Source organism: Streptomyces sp. NPDC029296, from assembly GCF_055569255.1.
This window is the reverse complement of sequence record NZ_JBVHXT010000001.1, coordinates 292,802-310,824: the sequence shown is the minus strand read 5'-3', so window position 1 is coordinate 310,824 and position 18,023 is coordinate 292,802. Positions and strand designations below refer to the sequence as shown.

Genomic DNA, 18,023 nt, shown 5'->3' with positions numbered 1-18,023 from the left:
TCCCTCCCCCCGCTTGGTCCTTCCCTCCCCCCCCCCCCCCCCCCCCCCCTCCCCCCCCCCCCCCCCCCCCCCCCCCTCCCCCCCCCCCCCCCCCCCCCCCCCACGACGCCCTGCCCGGCTGGCGGCCCGCCGCCGTGTACGAGCCCCGCGTCCCGGCCGACCGGGCCGCCGAACGCCGCGCCGGTTTCCGTACCGCCGTCGCGGCCCTCCTCGGCTCGTGACCGTCACCGCGGCCGGCCCGCTCCCGGCGACGCCGTACGACGTGGCGGTCGTCGGCGCGGGCGTGGTCGGCTGCGCCATCGCCCGCGAACTCGCCCGCCACCCCCGGCTGCGCGTCGCCCTGATCGAGGCCCAGGACGACGTCGGCCAGGGCACCTCCAAGGCCAACACGGCCATCCTGCACACCGGTTTCGACGCGACCCCCGGCACCCTGGAGGCCCGGCTGGTCCGCGAGGGCCACACCCTGCTCGGCGCCTACGCCGCCCGGGCCGGCATCCCCGTCGAGCGGACCGGCGCCCTGCTGGTCGCCTGGGACGCGGAGCAGCTCGCCGCGCTGCCCCGGCTGGCGGAGAAGGCCGGGCGCAACGGCTGCCACGACACCGCCCTGCTCGGACCCGAGGAGCTGTACGCCCGCGAGCCGCACCTCGGCCCCGGCGCGCTCGGCGCCCTGCACGTCCCCGGCGAGAGTGTCGTCTGCCCCTGGACGACCACCCTGGCCTACGCCACCCAGGCGGTCCGCGCCGGCACCGACCTGCACCTGAACACCGCCGTGCGCGAGGTCACGTGGGACGGCGGGCACCGGCTGACCACCAGCCGGGGCACCCTGTACGCCCGCCGCCTGGTCAACGCCGCCGGGCTGCACGCCGACACCCTGGACCGCGCCCTCGGCCGCGACGACTTCACCGTCACCCCGCGCCGCGGCCAGCTCCTGGTCTACGACAAGCTCGCCCGCCCCCTGGTGAGGCACATCCTGCTGCCCGTGCCGACCGCCCTCGGCAAGGGCGTCCTGGTCGCGCCCACCGTCTACGGCAACGTCCTGCTCGGCCCCACCGCCGAGGACCTGGACGACAAACACGCCACCGGCTCCACCGCCGAGGGGCTCGCGGCCCTGCGGGAGAAGGGCCGGCGCGTCCTGCCCGCCCTGGTGGAGGAGGAGGTCACCGCCGTCTACGCCGGGCTGCGCGCGGCCACCGGGCACGAGGACTACCGCATCACCGCGCACTCCGGGCAGGCGTACGTCACCGTCGGCGGCATCCGCTCCACCGGTCTGACCGCCTCGATGGCCATCGCCGCCCACGTCACCGGCCTGCTGGCCGGCACCGGGCTCGACCTCGGCCCGGTACGCGAGATCGAGCCGGTGACCCTGCCCAACCTCGGCGAGGCCTTCCCGCGCCCCTGCCAGCGGGCCGACCTGATCGCCGCCGATCCCGAGTACGGCACCCTGGTCTGCCACTGCGAGCGCGTCTCCCGGGGCGAGATCCGCGACGCCCTCGCCAGTACGATCCCGCCGCGCGGCCTGGAGGGCCTGCGCCGCCGCACCCGCGCCCGGGCCGGCCGCTGCCAGGGCTTCTACTGCGGGGCGGCGGTCCGCGAGCTGTTCGAACGGGGGACGGGATCATGACGGCCGTACGGCACGTGGACGTCCTCGTCGTCGGCGCCGGTCCCGCCGGGCTCGCCGCCGCCGCGCGGCTGGCCGCCGCCGGCGCCGGACGGGTGGAGGTGCTGGAGCGGGAGTCCGCGCCCGGCGGGGTGCCCCGGCACTGCGCCCACGGCGGCTTCGGCACCTGGACCCGCCCGCTCACCGGCCCCCGCTACGCCCGGCTGCTCACCGAGGCCGCCGACCGGGCCGGCGCCGCCCTGCGCACCGGGGTGACGGCACTGGACTGGGCATCCGAAGGGCCCGTGCTCACCACCGTCGGACCCGGCGGACCGGAGACCGTCCGGGCCCGGGCGGTCGTCCTCGCCACCGGGGCCCGCGAACGCCCCCGCGCCGCCCGCCTGGTGCCGGGCACCCGCCCCGCCGGTGTCTACACCACCGGGGAACTCCAGCAGGCCGTCCACCTGTTCGGGCAGCACATCGGCAGCCGCGCGGTCGTGGCCGGCGCCGAGGACGTCTCCTACGCGGCGGCCGGCACCCTGCGGGCGGCCGGCGCCGAGGTCGTCGCCCTGGTCACGGAGGACCCGCGCGCCCGGACCGGCCGCGCCCGCGCCCGGGCGGCCCGGCTGTACCACGGCATCCCGCTGCTGACCTCCGCCACGATCACCGAACTCCTCGGCCGCGGACGGCTCTCGGGCGTCCGGATCCGCCACCGGGACGGCCGCACGGCCCTCCTGCCCTGCGACACCGTGGTGTTCACCGGCGACTTCGTACCGGATAACGAACTGGCCCGGCGCGGCGGCCTCGTCCTCGACCCCGGCACCCGCGGCCCCGCGACCGACGGCACCTGGCACACCTCCCGCCTCGGCGTCTTCGCCGCCGGCAACCTGCTGCACGCCGTGGAGCCCGCCCGCACCGCGGCCCTGGAGGGCGCCCGGGCGGCCCGGGCGGTCCTGGACCACCTGGCGGGCGCCCCCTGGCCCGGCCCCGGGGTGCCCGTCCTGGTGTCGGCGCCGCTGCGCCGGATCACCCCGAACCGCGTCATCCCCGGGGCCGGGCCCGAGTGCCACCTCCTGCGCACCGCCGCCCCGCTGCCCCGCCCGGTCCTGTACGTCCGCCAGGACGGCCGCCTCCTGCACCGCGCCCGGCTGGTTCCCGGCACCGCCCTCCCGCACCGCCCCCTGACCCTCACCGCCCGCTGGCACGACCGCGTCGACCCCGGGGGCGGCCCGGTACGGGTGAGCACCGGCTGAGCGGCCACCCGCGGCGACCCGTGCGAGCTGGCCTTGACCTCAACGGAGCTTGAGGTCCTACCGTCGTCGCATGAGCATGGAGACCACCGCCTGGACGCAGCTGCACAGCGTCATGAACGCGCAGTCCGAGCGTCGCCCGTTCGCCCGCGCCACACTGCGCCGGATCGCCGCCTTCGCCCGCCCGCACCGCGCCGGAATCGCCCGGTTCATCCTGATCGGGGTGGCCACGGCGCTGCTCGCGGTCGCCACCCCCGTCCTCGCCGGACGCGTCGTCGACGCGATCGTGGCGGGGCACGACTCCGCCGTCGTCGTCCGGCTCTCCCTGCTCATCGCGCTGGTCGCCCTCGCGGAGGCCGGGCTCGGCATCCTCGGCCGGCGCCTGTCGGCGACGCTCGGGGAGGGACTCATCCTCGATCTCAGAACGGCCGTGTTCGATCATGTGCAGCGCATGCCCGTCGCGTTCTTCACCCGTACCCGTACGGGCGCGCTGGTCAGCCGTCTCAACAACGACGTGATCGGCGCCCAGCGGGCCTTCGCCTCCACCCTGTCCGGGGTGGTCAGCAACCTGGTCACGCTGCTGCTCACGCTCGCCGTCATGCTCACCCTGTCCTGGCAGATCACGCTGCTCGCGCTGGTGCTGCTGCCGGTGTTCGTGCTGCCCGCCCGCCGCATGGGCGGCCGGATGGCCCGGATGCAGCGGGAGGCGGCGGCGCTGAACGCGGCCATGGGCACCCGGATGACCGAGCGGTTCTCCGCCCCCGGCGCCACCCTGGTCAAGCTGTTCGGCCGCCCGGAGGAGGAGTCGGCCCAGTTCGCCGCCCGCGCCGCCCGGGTCCGGGACATCGGCGTGCGCACCGCCACCGCCCAGTCCGTCTTCATCACCTCCCTCACCCTCGTCTCCGCCCTCGCCCTGGCCCTCGTCTACGGCCTCGGCGGCTGGTACGCCCTGCGCGGCACCCTGGAGCCCGGCGCCGTGGTCTCCCTCGCCCTGCTGCTGACCCGGCTGTACGCCCCGCTGACCGCGCTCGCCGGGGCCCGGGTCGAGGTGATGAGCGCGCTCGTCAGCTTCGAGCGGGTCTTCGAGGTGCTGGACCTCCGGCCCCTCATCGAGGAGAAGCCGGACGCCCGCGAGGTCCCCGAGGGCCCGGTGGCCGTCGAGTTCGACGCCGTCCGCTTCGCCTACCCGTCCGCCGACCAGGTCTCCCTCGCCTCCCTGGAGGAGGTCGCCGCGCTCGACACCCGCGGCGGCACCGAGGTGCTGCACGGCGTCTCCTTCCGCGCCGAACCCGGACAGACCGTCGCCCTCGTCGGCTCCTCCGGCGCCGGCAAGTCCACCATCGCCCAGCTGCTGCCGCGCCTGTACGACGCCGGCGCCGGCGCGGTCCGCGTCGGCGGCGTCGACGTGCGCGACCTGACCTTCGCCTCCCTGCGCGCCACCGTCGGCATGGTCACCCAGGACGGCCACCTCTTCCACGACACCGTGCGCGCCAACCTGCTGCTCGCCCGGCCCGACGCCACCGACGACGACCTCTGGGACGCCCTCGGCCGGGCCCGCCTCGCCGACGTCGTACGGTCCCTGCCCGAGGGCCTGGACACGGTCGTCGGCGAGCGCGGCTACCGGCTCTCCGGCGGCGAACGCCAGCGCATGACCATCGCCCGGCTGCTGCTGGCCCGGCAGCGGGTGGTCATCCTGGACGAGGCGACGGCCCACTTGGACAACACCTCCGAGGCGGCCGTCCAGGAGGCGCTCGCCGAGGCGCTGCAGGGCCGTACCGCCGTCGTCATCGCCCACCGCCTGTCCACCGTCCGCGCCGCCGACCAGATCCTCGTCGTGGAGTCCGGCCGCATCGTGGAGCGCGGCACCCACGAGGACCTGCTGGCCGCCGGCGGCCGCTACGCCGAGCTGCACCGCACCCAGTTCGCGGCCCCCGGCGAACCGGCGGCGGCGATGGCACCGCCGGCCGGCTGAGCGGCACCGGACCCCGCCGGATGGGTGCCGGGACGTGTGAGGCGGGGGCGACTGGATACGCGGTGGGGACGGCAGCATCGTCCGTCCGGAAGGTCATCGCCGCCCATGACCAGCGCATCCCACCACTCCGAGGTCACCCTCCGGGTCAACGGCAAACCCCACACCCTGCGCGTCGACCACCGGCGCGTCCTGCTGGACCTGCTGCGTGAGGACCTGGACCTCACCGGCTCCAAGAAAGGCTGCGACCACGGCCAGTGCGGTGCCTGCACCGTGCTGGTCGACGGGCGCCGCCTCAACAGCTGTCTGCTGCTCGCGGTCACCTGCGACGGCAGCGAGATCACCACCGTCGAGGGCCTCGGCGGCGACGGCGGGCAACCCCACCCGCTCCAGCGGGCCTTCCTCGACCGCGACGCCTTCCAGTGCGGCTACTGCACCCCCGGCCAGCTCTGCTCCGCCCTCGGCATGCTCGCCGAGGCCGCGGCCGGCCACCCCTCCCACGTCACCGACCCCGCCGCCCCCTCCGGCCGGCCCGTCCCGCTGGACCGGACCGAGATCCGCGAGCGGATGAGCGGCAACCTCTGCCGCTGCGGCGCCTACCCCCGCATCGTCGAGGCGATCGAGGACGTGATCGAGTGAACGGCTTCGGATACCTGCGCCCCGAGACCCTCCAGGAGGCCGCCGAGGCCTGCGCCGCCCACCCCGGCGCCCGCTACCTGGCCGGCGGCACCAACCTGGTCGACCTGGTGAAACTCGGCGTGGAACGGCCCGCCGTCCTCATCGACGTGGGCCGGCTGCCGCTGGACGCCATCGAGGAACTGCCGGACGGCTCCCTGCGCGTCGGCGCCACCGTCCGCAACAGCGACCTCGCCGCCGACCCGCGCGTGCGCGACCGCTGGCCCGTCCTGTCCCAGGCCCTCCTCGCGGGCGCCTCCGCCCAGCTGCGCAACGCCGCCACCACCGGCGGCAACCTGCTCCAGCGCACCCGCTGCCCCTACTTCCAGGACCTCGGCAAGCCCTGCAACAAGCGGGAACCGGGCAGCGGCTGCGGCGCCCGGGACGGCGTCCACCGCGACCACGCCGTCCTCGGCCACTCCGCCCACTGCATCGCCACCCACCCCTCCGACATGGCCGTCGCCCTCGCCGCCCTGGACGCCCGGGTCGAGCTGTACGGCACCGAGGGCACCCGGTGCCTGCCGGTGGCCGACTTCTACCGGCTGCCCGGCGAGCACCCCGAGCGGGACACCTGGATCCGCCCCGGCGAACTGATCACCGCGGTGCTGCTCCCGGCCGCCACCGCCGGGGTGCCGTCCGCCTACCGCAAGGCCCGGGACCGGGCGTCGTACGCCTTCGCCCTCGCCTCCGTCGCCGTCGTGCTGCGGGTCGTGGACGGGGTGGTCGACCAGGCGGGCGTCGCCTTCGGCGGGCTCGCCCACCGCCCCTGGCGGGCCCGCCACACCGAACTGGCCCTGCTCGGCGCCCCCGCCACCCCCGACGCCTTCGAAGGGGCCGTCGCCCTCGAACTCGCGCACGCCGAGCCGCTGCGGGACAACGCGTACAAGGTGTCCCTCGCCCGCAACCTCGCCCTGGACGTCCTGAACCGCCTCGCCCCGGCCCCCGCGACGCCCTGAGCCGACACAGGAGGACCCCCATGACCGGTACGACCGGCGCGACCGGCACCGCCCTGGGTGCCCCCGCCGAGCGCCGCGAAGGACGCCGGAAGGTCACCGGCACCGCCCGCTACGCCGCCGAGTACCCCCTGCCCGGCCGCGCCTGGGCCTGGCCCGTGCCCGCTGCGGTCGCCCACGGCCGGGTCACGGCCGTCGACACCGCCGCGGCCCTCGCCCTGCCCGGCGTCCTCACCGTCCTCACCCCCGGCGCCGCGGCCGGGCTCGGCGAACCCGAGGACGCCACGCTCGCCGTGCTGCGCGGCCCGGACGTCCCGCACCGCGGCTGGTGCGTGGCCCTCGCCGTCGCCGACACCCCGGAGACCGCCCGCGCCGCCGCCCGCGCGGTCCGCGTCGACTACGCCCCCGCGCCCCACGACCTCACCCTCGACCCCGGCCACCCGGACGCCTACGAGCCGGAGGAGGCCGGCGGCCACCCCGGCCGGCTGGAACACGGCGACCCCGAGGCCGCCTTCGCCGCCGCCGAGGTCCGCGTCGACGTCACCTACCGGATCCCGCCGCTGCACAACCACCCCATGGAGCCGCACGCCAGCACCGCCCACTGGGACGGCGACCGGCTCACCGTGTACACCTCCACCCAGGGCGGCACGACGGTGCGGTCCGTGCTCGCCGGGCTGTTCCACCTGCCCGAGGAACACGTCACCGTCGTCTCCGAACACGTCGGCGGCGGCTTCGGCTCCAAGGGCACCCCGCGCCCCGACACCGTCCTCGCCGTCCTCGCCGCCCGGCACACCGGACGCCCCGTCACCCTGGCCTACCCCCGCCGGTACCTGCCCACCACCGTCGGCCACCGCGCCCCCACCGTGCAGCGGCTGCGGCTCGGCGCGACCCCCGACGGCCAGCTCACCGCCCTGCTCCACGAGGTCACCGCCCACACCTCCCGGGTGCGCGAGTTCGTGGAACACGCCGCGGTGCCCTCCCGCGTCATGTACGCCACCCCCGCCCTGCTCAGCGCCCACCGGGTGGTCCCGCTCGACGTCCCCGGCCCGTCCTGGATGCGCGCCCCCGGCGAGGCGCCCGGCATGTACGCCCTGGAGTCCGCCGTGGACGAACTCGCCCACGCCCTCGGCACGGACCCGGTGGAGCTGCGCGTGCGCAACGAACCCGAGCGGGAGCCGGGCAGCGGCAAACCCTTCAGCAGCCGGCACGTCGTGGAGTGCCTGCGCGAGGGCGCCCGCCGCTTCGGCTGGGCCGGCCGCGACCCGCGCCCCGGCGTTCGCCGTGACGGCCCGCTGCTGCTCGGCACCGGCGTGGCCGCCGCCACCTACCCCGCCCAGACCGCCCCGTCCACGGCCGCCGCCCGCGCCCTGCCCGACGGCACCTTCACCGTCCGCACCAACGCGACCGACATCGGCACCGGGGCCCGTACCGTCCTCGCCCAGGTGGCCGCCGACGCCCTGGGCGTGCCCCTCGACCGGGTGCGCATCGAGGTCGGCCACAGCGACCTGCCCCCGGCCCCGCTGGCCGGCGGGTCCATGGGCACCGCCTCCTGGGGCTGGGCCGTCCACGACGCCTGCGCCGAGCTGGCGTCCCGGCTGGCCGCACACCCCGGGCCGCTGCCCGCCGAGGGCATCGAGGCCCGCGCGGACACCACCGGCGAGGCCGGCGCCGACAGCCCGTACGCCAAGCACGCGTTCGGCGCCCACTTCGCCGAGGTCGCCGTCGACACCGCCACCGGCGAGATCCGGGTCCGCCGGCTGCTCGGCGTCTACGCCGCCGGCCGGATCCTCAACGCCCGCACCGCCCGCTCCCAGTTCACCGGCGCCATGGTCATGGGCCTCGGCATGGCCCTGACCGAACACAGCACCCTGGACCCGGCGTTCGGCGACTTCCCCGAGGCCGACCTCGCCTCCTACCACGTGCCCGTGCACGCCGACGTGCCCGACATCGAGGCCGGCTGGATCGAGGAGGACGACCCCCACCTCAACCCCATGGGCAGCAAGGGCATCGGCGAGATCGGCATCGTCGGCACCGCCGCCGCGCTCGGCAACGCCGTCCACCACGCCACCGGCATCCGCTTGCGCGAACTGCCCCTCACCCCCGACCGGATCCTCGCCGGCCTGCTGTCCGAGGGACGACGGTGACCGGACCCACCTGGGAGTACGACGGCTACCGGCCCGGCGAGGAACGCCTGCGGGAATCCCTGTGCACCCTCGGCAACGGCTACTTCGCCACCCGCGGCGCGCTGCCCGAGTGCACCGCCGACGACGTCCACTACCCCGGCACCTACGCGGCCGGCTGCTACAACCGGCTCACCTCCGAGGTCGCCGGCCGCCGGGTCGAGAACGAGGACATGGTCAACCTCCCCAACTGGCTGCCCCTGCGGTTCCGCCCGGCGGACGGCGACTGGCTCACCCCGGACACCACCCCCGTCGCCGAGCACCACCAGGTCCTCCACCTCGGCCCCGGAGTGCTGGAGCGCCGCACCCGCTACCCGCTCCAGGACGGCACCGGCCTGCTCGTCCGGCAGGTGCGCCTGGTCCACCTCGCCGACCCCCATCTCGCCGCGCTGCGCACCGAGTTCACCGCCGAGGGTGGCCCCCTCGACCTGGACGTGGAGGCCGCCCTCGACGGGCGCGTCACCAACTCCGGGGTCGCCCGCTACCGGGAACTGGACGGCCGGCACCTCACCCGGGTCGACGTCGGCGCCGCCGCACCCGGCCGCGTCTGGCTGCGCTGCCACACCCGGGCCTCCGACATCGGCTTCGGCCTCGCCGCCCGGCTGACCGCCGGGGCACCGGTCCGCCACGCCGACGAGGACCGCCGCGCCGTCCAGCGGCTGCGGCTGCGCCTGCCGCCCGGCCGGAGTGCCACCGTCGACAAGACCGTCGCCCTGCACACCTCCCGCGACCCGGCCATCAGCGACCCGCTGTGCGCGGCCCTCGACCGGGTCGCCGACGCGCCCCCGTTCGACCGGCTGCTGGAGGCACACCGCGCCGCCTGGCGGCAGCTGTGGCGGCGCACGGCGCTGGACGTGCCCGGCGAGGCGGGCAGCATCCTGCGCCTGCACCTGTTCCACCTCCTGCAGACCCTCTCCCCGCACACCGCCGACCTGGACGTCGGCGTGCCCGCCCGGGGCCTGCACGGCGAGGCCTACCGGGGCCACGTCTTCTGGGACGAGCTCTTCGTCCTGCCCTACCTCAATCTGCACCTGCCGGAGGTCTCCCGGGCCCTGCTCCGCTACCGCCACCGCCGGCTGGACGCCGCCTGCCACGCCGCCGCCGCGCTCGGCCGGCGCGGCGCCCTCTACCCCTGGCAGAGCGGCAGCGACGGCCGCGAGGAGACCCAGCAACTCCACCTCAACCCGCGCTCCGGCCGCTGGCTGCCCGACCACTCCCGGCTCCAGCACCACGTCGGCTCCGCCGTGGCGTACAACGTCTGGCAGTACTGCGAGGCGACCGGCGACACCGACTTCCGGCACGGCGAGGGCGCCGAGATGCTGCTGCAGATCGCCCGCTTCTGGGCGGACTCGGCGACCTGGGACGACCACCTCGGCCGCTACCGCATCCGGGGCGTGGTCGGCCCCGACGAGTACCACGACGCCTACCCCGGCGCGGCCCGCCCGGGCCTGGACGACAACGCCTACACCAACGTCACCGCCGCCTGGGTGCTCACCCGCGCCCTGGAACTGCTGGCCGGCCTGCCCGAACCGCGCCGGCGCGAACTGGCCGAGTACTCCGGCCTGGCCGGGGACGAGCCCGCCCGCTGGGAGCAGGTCTCCCGCCGGCTGCACATCCCCTTCCACGACGGCGTGATCAGCCAGTTCGACGGATACGCCGACCTGGCCGAACTGGACTGGGACGGCTACCGCAAGCGGTACGACGACATCCGGCGCCTGGACCGGATCCTGGAGGCCGAGGGCGACACCGTCAACCGCTACAAGGCGTCCAAGCAGGCCGACGTCCTCATGCTCGGCTACCTCTTCTCGCCCGGCGAACTGCGCGGACTGTTCCAGCGGCTGGGGCACCCGCTGGACGAGCACACCTGGTCCGCGACCGTCGACCACTACCTGCACCGCACCAGCCACGGCTCCACCCTCAGCGGCCTGGTCCACGGCTGGATCCTGACCCGCGCCCGCCGCGCCGACGCCTGGCGGTTCGTCCAGGAGGCGCTGCGCGGCGACATCGCCGACCTCCAGGGCGGCACCACCGGCGAGGGCGTCCACCTCGGCGCGATGGCCGGCACCCTCGACCTCGTCCAGCGCGGACTGACCGGCCTGGAGACCCACGGCGGCCTCTGCCTCGACCCCGTCCCGCTGCCCGAGCTGTCCTCCTACGGCTTCGCCGTCCGCTACCGCGGCCACTGGGGCGTGCGGCTGCGGCTGCGCAGCGGCCTGCTGGAGATCGCCGTACCCGCCTCCGACCGCTCGCCCATCGACATCCGGCTGCGCGACCGGGTGGTGCCCGTCGGCCCGGGGGAGAAGGCCCGGCTGGTGCTGCCGGACTGAGCCCCTCCGGGCGCGTCCGGCTCGACATTCCCGGACGGAGCAGTAGATTTCCAGCCACCGTTTCGAGAGGGCACCGGCAGACGGGGGCACAGGATGAGCCAGCACGACGGGGCCGTGCTCCGAGGCTTTCGCACGGGGGACGGGCCGGAGGTGGTCGAGGTGTGGCGCCGCAGCGCACCGGCCGACCCCCTCAGCGCCGACCGGTTCCGCTCCCTGGTCCTGCTCGACGCCAACTTCGACCCGCAAGGGCTCCGGGTCGCGGTGATCGGCGGCCGGATCGCCGGCGCCGCCTACGCGGTGCGCCGGCTGACCCCCCTGGCCGGCACCGACCCGGAGCCGGAGCAGGGCTGGATCCCGTTCTTCTTCGTCGACCCGGCCGCCCGCGGGCGCGGCCTCGGCCGGCGGCTGCTGACCGACGCCCTCGACTGGCTGCACGGCCACGGCCGCACCCGGACCGACTTCGCCTCGTACACCCCGAACTACCTCCTGCCCGGCCTGGACACCGCGACCTACCCGGAAGCGGCCGGGCTCCTCGCCTCGCTCGGCTTTCGCACGCTGTACGAGGCGGCGGCGATGGACCGCGGCCTGGTCGGCTACCGCCTCCCGGAGGAGGTCGCCCGCCGCCGGGACGACCTGACGGCACGCGGCCACCGGTTCGCCACCCCGGCCGACGACGAACTGGTCGAGCTGATCGCGCTCGCCGGGACCCGCTTCCACGCCGACTGGGCCCGCGCCATCCGGGAAGCCTGCGCCGCGGGCCTCCCGCCGGACCGGATCGTCGTCGCCCGCGACCCCTCGGGCCGGCTGGCCGGCTGGGCGATGCACGGGACGTACGAGGCGGCCCTGGAGCGGTTCGGCCCGTTCGGGGTGCGGGAGGAACTGCGCGGCACCGGCCTCGGCAAGGTCCTGCTCCACCTGGTCCTGGAGCGGATGCGGGCGCGCGGAGCGCACGGCGCCTGGTTCCTGTGGACCGGCGAGGACTCCCCGGCGGGCCATCTGTACCGCGCGGCCGGCTTCACCACCACCCGGGTGTTCCGGGTGCTGCGCCACGAGGCCGCCCGGTGACGCCCCCCGGCCGCCCGGGCCGCCGTCACTTCGCGCTCGCGCTCTCCTCGGCGCTGCTCACCGCCGGCTGCGCCGCCCCGCACCGGGGCACCGGGCGGCCCGGCGACCCCATCGTCCTCACCCTGCTGTCCCACTACGCGAGCGGCACGCTCCACCGGGCCCTGAAGGGCCCCGTCGACGAGTGGAACGCCACCCACGACCGGGTCAAGGTGCGCACGAAGGCCGTCGAGTTCACCGACCTGCTGACCACCGTCATGGTCCGCCAGGCCGCCGGGCAGGGCGCCGACATCCTCCACCCGTACTGCCTGTGGAACGGCCAGCTCGTGCGGGCCGGCGTGCTGCGGCCCGCGCCGCCCGAACACGCCGAGCACATCCGGCGCGGCTACGGCCGGGCCGCCGTCGGCGCCGTGACGGTGGACGGCACCGTCTACGGCTATCCCACCGAGGCCCAGACCTACGCCCTCTACTACAACCGGCGGCTGCTGCGCGAGGCCGGTCTCGACGGCCCGCCCCGCACCTGGCCCGATCTGGAGGAGGCCGCCTACCGCACCACCCGGCGCGACCGGTACGGCAACCCCCTCGTCCAGGGCTTCGGACTGTCGGCCCACGACGACGCCACCACCGTCGGCCAGACCCTCGCCCTGCTGCACGCCGCCGGCGGGCGGTTCGTCGCCCCGGACGGCAGGTCCACCACCGTCGACTCGCCGGCCGGCCGCGCCGTGCTCGCCCTGGAGCACCGGCTGGTCGCCCGCGGCGCGAGTGCCCCCGCCGTCGACGTCTACCAGGCCTTCCCCTCCGGACGGGTGGCCATGGTGATCGGTGCTGGCTGGTGGACCGGGAGCCTCAGGCCCCTGATGGGCGGGGACTACCGCGACGTCGGGGTCGCGCCCGTGCCCCTCCCCGGGCCGCACGCCCGGCCCGCCACCCTCGCCACCGGCTTCATGCTCGGCGTCAACACGGCCAGCCGGCACCCGCGCGAGGCCTGGGAGTTCCTGCGCTGGCTCAACACCGACCGGGTGCGCGCACCGCGGGGCACGGCCACCCGGATGAGCGCCCTCCAGGTGTCCGCCGGCTCGCTCACCGCCCGCGCCGACGACATGCGCACGCTCCTCGGCACGGGCGCCGACCCCAATCTGCGCCCGTTCCTGGACGCGCTGGCCTACGCGGTACCGGAGCCGAACGTGCCGGGCGCGGCCCGGGCCAAGGCCCTGCTGCGCGAGAACATCGAGGCGCTGTGGACCGGCCGCCGGTCCGTCGACGAGGCGCTGCGCACCACCCGCCGCCAGGTCGACCAGGAGGTGTCCCGGTCATGGTGAACGTCCTGACACCGCCGACGCCCGAGCGGGCGCCCGCCCCGGGACCCCCCGCACCCGCCCGCGACGGCCGCCGCCGGGCCAGGCGCCGCCAGACGGCCGTCGCCTACCTCTTCCTGGCCCCGGCGCTGCTGTTCTTCGCGGTCTTCCTCGTCCTGCCGCTCGGCTTCGCCCTGCTGCTGTCGCTCTCCCACTGGACCGGGTTCGACCTCGGCGCCGTCGAACCGGCCGGCCTGGACAACTTCGGCGCGCTCTTCGCCGACGGGTCGACGTTCCTGGTGCCGGTCCTCACCAACACGCTGCTGTTCGCCCTGGGCACCGTCGCCCTGGCCGTCACCGGCTCGGTGCTCGTCGCCACCTGCGTCGACCGGCTGCGGTTCCAGGGGCTGTGGCGCACCCTGTACTTCCTGCCGATCGTCACCACCGTCGTCGCCGTCGGCAACGTCTGGAAGTACATGTACGAGCCGGGCGGCCTGGCCAACGGCGTCCTCAACGCCCTCGGCATCGCCTCGGTGGCGTTCCTCCAGGACCCGGACACCGCGCTGCCCTCGGTGGTGGTCGTCCAGGCCTGGGCCTCGCTCGGCTCGGCCATCCTCGTGCTGACCGCCGGGCTGAAGTCCATCCCCGCGTCGTACCACGAGGCCGCCGCGCTGGACGGCGCCGGCCCCGGCACCGTGTTCCGGCGGATCACCCTGCCGCTGCTGCGGCCGTCCCTGCTGTTCGTGTGCGTCACCCAGTTCCTCACCGGTCTCCAGTCCTTCGCGCTGATCACCGTGATGACCAGGGGCGGGCCGGGCGATGCGACCGACGTGGCCGCGCTGGAGATGTACCGGCGGGCCTTCGACTACGGCGACTGGGGCACCGCGAGCGCCGCCGCGTTCGTGCTGTTCGCGGTGGTCCTCGTGGTCACCCTGGCCCAGCTGTGGATCTTCCGGCGGGCGGGGGAGGACGCGTGACGCGCCGCGGTGTCCCGTGGCTGTCGTACCTCGTCGTGGCGGCCGGCGCCCTGCTCACGGTGGTGCCGTTCCTCGACATGGTGATGACGTCCTTCAAGGGACCCGGCGAGGCGGGCACGCTGCCGTACCGGTTCCTGCCGAAGGCGTTCGCCCTGTCCAACTACCGTGCGGCCGTCCACCAGCTGAACCTGCCGCTGCTCTTCCGCAACAGCGTCGTCGTCACCGCCGCGGTCACCGCGTCGGTGCTGCTCACCTCGTCGCTCGCGGGCTACGCGCTCGCCAAACTCCGCTTCCCCGGCCGGGACCTCGTCTTCCGGCTGGTGCTGTCGACCATGATGTTCCCCCCGTTCGTCTTCCTCATCCCGCACTTCCTGATCCTGGTCCACTGGCCGCTGGCGGGCGGCAACGACCTGCTCGGGCGCGGCGGCGCGGGCCTGACCGTCAGCATCGTGGCGCTCGCCGTGCCGTTCCTCGTCAACGGCTTCGGGATCTTCCTGACCCGCCAGTTCATGCTGTCCCTGCCCGACGAGGTGCTGGAGGCCGCCCGCATCGACGGCGCGGGCGAGTTCACGGTGTGGTGGCGGATCGTGGTCCCGCAGACGAGGCCGGTCCTGGTCACCCTCGGGCTGCTCACCGCCGTCGACGCCTGGAACGAGTACATCTGGGCGCTGCTCGTGTCGACCGCCAACCCGGACCTGATGACCCTGCCCGTCGGCATCCAGCTGCTGCGCGACCACGTCGACCCGGCCCGTACGATGCCGATCGTCATGGCCGGCCTCGTCCTGAGCGTCCTGCCGGTGCTGGTGCTGTTCCTGCTGCTGCAGAAGCACTACCTGCGCGGCGTCATGCTCAGCGGCCTCAAATAACGGTCCCGCCCCCCGCGCGTCACGGCCCGGACACACCACCGTCCGCGATCTCGACGGCGGCGCCCGGCGGTACCACCATGGGGAGCGGCCGAGGACGGAAGGAGCGCTTTCGCACATGAGCGTGACCGACGCGCCCCTGCGCGCCTTGGCCGTGGACGACGAACGCCCCGCGCTCGACGAACTGCTGTACCTGCTCGGCGAGGACCCGCGGGTCGGCACGGCCGTGCCCGCGCGGGCGGCGGGCGAGGCGCTGCGCCGGCTGAACGACGCCCTGACGCGGGACCCGGGCGGCCCGGAGGGCTTCGACGTCGTCTTCCTCGACATCGACATGCCCGGCCTGGGCGGCCTCGAACTGGCCCGCGCGCTGAGCGCCTTCGCCGCCCCGCCGCTGATCGTGTTCGTCACCGCCTACGAGGACTTCGCCGTGCGCGCCTTCGACCTCAAGGCGGTGGACTACCTGCTCAAACCGCTGCGCAAGGAGCGCTTCGCCGAGGCCGTACGACGCGTCGCCGAGTTGGTCCGGGCCGGTCAGGGACCCCGCCCGGCCGCGCCCCGGGCACCCGCGCCCGCCGCGTCCGGCCCCGTCGGTCACGTGCCCGTGGAACTGGGCGGGGTGACCCGGTTCGTGCCCCTCGCCGACATCACCCATGTCGAGGCCCAGGGCGACTACGCGCGGCTGCACACCGGTGAGGGCAGCCACCTGGTGCGGATCCCGCTGTCCACGCTGGAGGAGCAGTGGCGCGCGTACGGCTTCGTGCGCATCCACCGCAGCCGGCTCGTCGCCCTCGGCCGGATCGAGGAACTCCGCGTGGAGGGCGGCAACCTGACGGTCCGCATCGGCGACCGGACGCTCGCCGTGAGCCGCCGCAACGCCCGTGACCTGCGCGACCTGCTGACCGGCCGCGCGACGGGCCGGGCCCGCTGAGGCCGGCCCGGCCCCTGGTGCCGGAATCGGTCCATGGAGGCGGGTCACCTCACGCCGGCGGAGACGGACGGCCTCCCGGTGCTCCCCGCACGGCACCGCTCGTTCTCCGCCGGGACGGACTTCACGGGGCCCCGCGCCGAGGTCTTCCGCGGTTTCGCCGAACCCTCCGGGACACCGAGGAGCGTCTCGCCTGCCGCTCCCGCTTCGCCGAGCCGGACCGCCGCCTCGGCCTCGGGCGCCGCCCGGTGCCGTAACCGCCGCTCACAGCCGGACGCGCAGATGGCGGGGGCCGCGCAGCATGGCGTTCCGCCGGTACGGCGGCGGGTCCTCGACCAGATGGGCGGTCCCCAGCCGGGGCAACAGCGCGCCCAGCGCGGTCAGGGCCTCGATACGGGCGAGCGGTGCGCCGTAGCACAGGTGGACGCCGCTGCCGAAGCCCAGGTGTTCGTTGTCCGGGCGGTCGGGGACGAACCGGTCCGGCTCGGGGAAGCGCCGGGGATCGCGGTTGCCGGAGGCCAGCGCCAGCATCACGGAGGTGCCCGCGGGAATCGTGGTGCCGGCGACCTCGACGTCCACCAGAGGGACCCGCTCCCGCAGGTGCACCGGGGGCTCGTAGCGCAGCAACTCCTCCACCGCGAGCGGCAGCAGGCCGGGCTCCCGGTGCAACCGCTCGAGGTGGTCGCGCCCGCGCAGCAGGGTCAGCACGCCATTGGTGATCAGGTTGACCGTGGTCTCGTGCCCCGCGATGAGCAACAGCGCGGCGGTCACCGCAAGTTCGGGCGGCGTGAGCCGCAGCGGCTGACCGCTGACCGTCCCATCATGGGCGGCACGGCGCCCGCCCGCCACGCGGGCGGGACGGTGCCGCGGGGACTTCTCAGTCGGCGCCGGGCTGGACCAGCTTGAAGGCGAGCCGGGCACCGGCCCGGTGCACGGAGTGCCGCAGCCGCGCGGTGAGGGGGCGGGCCGTGGCCGCGGGCGCCCGGCCGGCCAGGCGGGGGAAGAGCGCTTCGGCGTTCGTACGGTTGACGGCGGTCAGGGTGCCCGGGTCGACGTGGGTGTCCAGACCGGCCGCGAAGTACTGCCCGGCGGTGGTGGGCGCGAACGGCCAGTCGCTGCCGAACAGCACGTGCCCGGGGCGGGCGAAGCCCAGCAGGGTGGGCAGGGCCGCCGGGCTGGAGGACAGCGCGGTGTCGAAGTAGAAGGACCGGAAGTCCTCCAGCACGTCCAGCGGGCAGCGCCCGGTCTCGTTCGCGATGGTGACCGCCATGCGGTGGGAGGCGTACGGCACGAAGCCGCCGCCGTGGCTCAGCACGAACCGGATGTTCGGGCAGTCGCGCACGATGCCGCCCCGCACCAGGAGGTAGGCGGCGCGGGTGGTGTCGAGCAGGAAGTCCGCGGCGAACGGCGGGATGTCCTTGATCGCGGGCGCCGGCAGCTCGGCCGGGTGGACGAACACCACGGCACCGTGCTCGTCCAGGCACCGCCACAGCGCGTCCTGGCCGGGCGCGCCGAGGTAGACGCCCTGGGTGTTGGCGAGCAGGGTGACCCCGTCGGCACCCAGCGACAGCAGGGCCCGGCGGGCCTCGTTCACGGCGGCGTCGGCGTCCGGCATGGGCAGGGTGGCGAACCAGCCGAAACGGCCGGGGTGGTCGGCGGCCAGGGCGGCGGAGAAGTCGTTGAGCCGCCGGGCCAGGCCGGCGGCCTCGGCCGGGTCGCTCAGGAACCCGGTGCCGGGCGTGGAGACGGACACCACGGCCGTGGCGGTGCCCAGCTGGTCCATGGACTCCAGCGCCGCGTGCGGACTCCAGTCGGGCAGGGCGCGGCCACCCGCCTCGGCGATGCCCGCCTGGGCGAGCAGGGCGCCGTAGAAGGGCGGTGTGACGTGCTGGTGGACGTCGATCCGGCGAAGTGCGGCGGGCATGCGGTGACCTGCTGACTCTCTCTCGG

Annotated in this window: 13 protein-coding genes and 2 pseudogenes; 13 read left to right on the top strand and 2 right to left on the bottom strand. The window is 75.6% G+C overall.

The features are described from left to right. The 13 genes and pseudogenes from ACZ4W9_RS01260 to ACZ4W9_RS01200 all read left to right on the top strand — a co-directional run. Window positions 1–221: pseudogene (locus ACZ4W9_RS01260) on the top strand (hypothetical protein); the annotation flags it as partial. After that, window positions 218–1,621 (top strand): FAD-dependent oxidoreductase, encoded by a 1,404-nt coding sequence (locus ACZ4W9_RS01255; protein ID WP_467932353.1) that lies wholly within the window; start codon window positions 218–220, stop codon window positions 1,619–1,621. The pseudogene ACZ4W9_RS01260 and the gene ACZ4W9_RS01255, both read left to right, overlap by 4 nt. Beyond that, window positions 1,618–2,850, top strand: coding sequence for an NAD(P)/FAD-dependent oxidoreductase (locus tag ACZ4W9_RS01250; RefSeq protein WP_467932352.1), 1,233 nt, complete (start codon window positions 1,618–1,620; stop codon window positions 2,848–2,850). Before ACZ4W9_RS01255 ends, ACZ4W9_RS01250 begins: the two co-directional genes overlap by 4 nt. Before the next feature lie 76 nt (window positions 2,851–2,926). Beyond that, the gene (locus tag ACZ4W9_RS01245) at window positions 2,927–4,819 is read left to right on the top strand and encodes an ABC transporter ATP-binding protein (protein ID WP_467932426.1); all 1,893 of its coding nucleotides are present in this window, start codon (window positions 2,927–2,929) and stop codon (window positions 4,817–4,819) included. Window positions 4,820–4,924: 105 nt separating this feature from the next. Next, window positions 4,925–5,455 (top strand): 2Fe-2S iron-sulfur cluster-binding protein, encoded by a 531-nt coding sequence (locus ACZ4W9_RS01240; protein ID WP_467932351.1) that lies wholly within the window; start codon window positions 4,925–4,927, stop codon window positions 5,453–5,455. Beyond that, entirely contained in the window at window positions 5,452–6,447 is a 996-nt protein-coding gene (locus tag ACZ4W9_RS01235) for an FAD binding domain-containing protein (protein ID WP_467932349.1), read from the top strand. Before ACZ4W9_RS01240 ends, ACZ4W9_RS01235 begins: the two co-directional genes overlap by 4 nt. 20 nt (window positions 6,448–6,467) lie before the next feature. Then, entirely contained in the window at window positions 6,468–8,588 is a 2,121-nt protein-coding gene (locus tag ACZ4W9_RS01230) for a xanthine dehydrogenase family protein molybdopterin-binding subunit (protein WP_467932348.1), read from the top strand. Beyond that, on the top strand, window positions 8,585–10,951 hold the full coding sequence (locus ACZ4W9_RS01225) for a glycoside hydrolase family 65 protein (RefSeq protein WP_467932347.1): 2,367 nt from the start codon (window positions 8,585–8,587) through the stop codon (window positions 10,949–10,951). The genes ACZ4W9_RS01230 and ACZ4W9_RS01225 overlap by 4 nt, the downstream gene beginning before the upstream one ends. A gap of 93 nt (window positions 10,952–11,044) precedes the next feature. Next, window positions 11,045–12,016 (top strand): GNAT family N-acetyltransferase, encoded by a 972-nt coding sequence (locus ACZ4W9_RS01220; RefSeq protein ID WP_467932345.1) that lies wholly within the window; start codon window positions 11,045–11,047, stop codon window positions 12,014–12,016. After that, window positions 12,013–13,332 (top strand): ABC transporter substrate-binding protein, encoded by a 1,320-nt coding sequence (locus ACZ4W9_RS01215; RefSeq protein WP_467932344.1) that lies wholly within the window; start codon window positions 12,013–12,015, stop codon window positions 13,330–13,332. Before ACZ4W9_RS01220 ends, ACZ4W9_RS01215 begins: the two co-directional genes overlap by 4 nt. Beyond that, on the top strand, window positions 13,326–14,285 hold the full coding sequence (locus tag ACZ4W9_RS01210) for a carbohydrate ABC transporter permease (RefSeq protein WP_467932343.1): 960 nt from the start codon (window positions 13,326–13,328) through the stop codon (window positions 14,283–14,285). The genes ACZ4W9_RS01215 and ACZ4W9_RS01210 overlap by 7 nt, the downstream gene beginning before the upstream one ends. Beyond that, window positions 14,282–15,151: a carbohydrate ABC transporter permease gene (locus ACZ4W9_RS01205; protein ID WP_467932342.1), complete on the top strand. Its 870-nt coding sequence runs from the start codon at window positions 14,282–14,284 to the stop codon at window positions 15,149–15,151. Before ACZ4W9_RS01210 ends, ACZ4W9_RS01205 begins: the two co-directional genes overlap by 4 nt. A gap of 115 nt (window positions 15,152–15,266) precedes the next feature. Continuing rightward, a complete protein-coding gene (locus ACZ4W9_RS01200; RefSeq protein ID WP_467932340.1) occupies window positions 15,267–16,076 on the top strand; it encodes a LytR/AlgR family response regulator transcription factor in 810 nt (269 codons plus the stop codon). Window positions 16,077–16,337: 261 nt separating this feature from the next. Here the strand turns inward: ACZ4W9_RS01200 and ACZ4W9_RS01195 are convergent. Together ACZ4W9_RS01195 and ACZ4W9_RS01190 are read right to left on the bottom strand one after the other, a co-directional pair. Beyond that, window positions 16,338–16,868: pseudogene (locus ACZ4W9_RS01195) on the bottom strand (cytochrome P450); the annotation flags it as partial. Window positions 16,869–16,950: 82 nt separating this feature from the next. Next, entirely contained in the window at window positions 16,951–17,997 is a 1,047-nt protein-coding gene (locus ACZ4W9_RS01190) for an amidohydrolase family protein (RefSeq protein ID WP_467932339.1), read from the bottom strand. Window positions 17,998–18,023 lie beyond the last annotated feature (26 nt).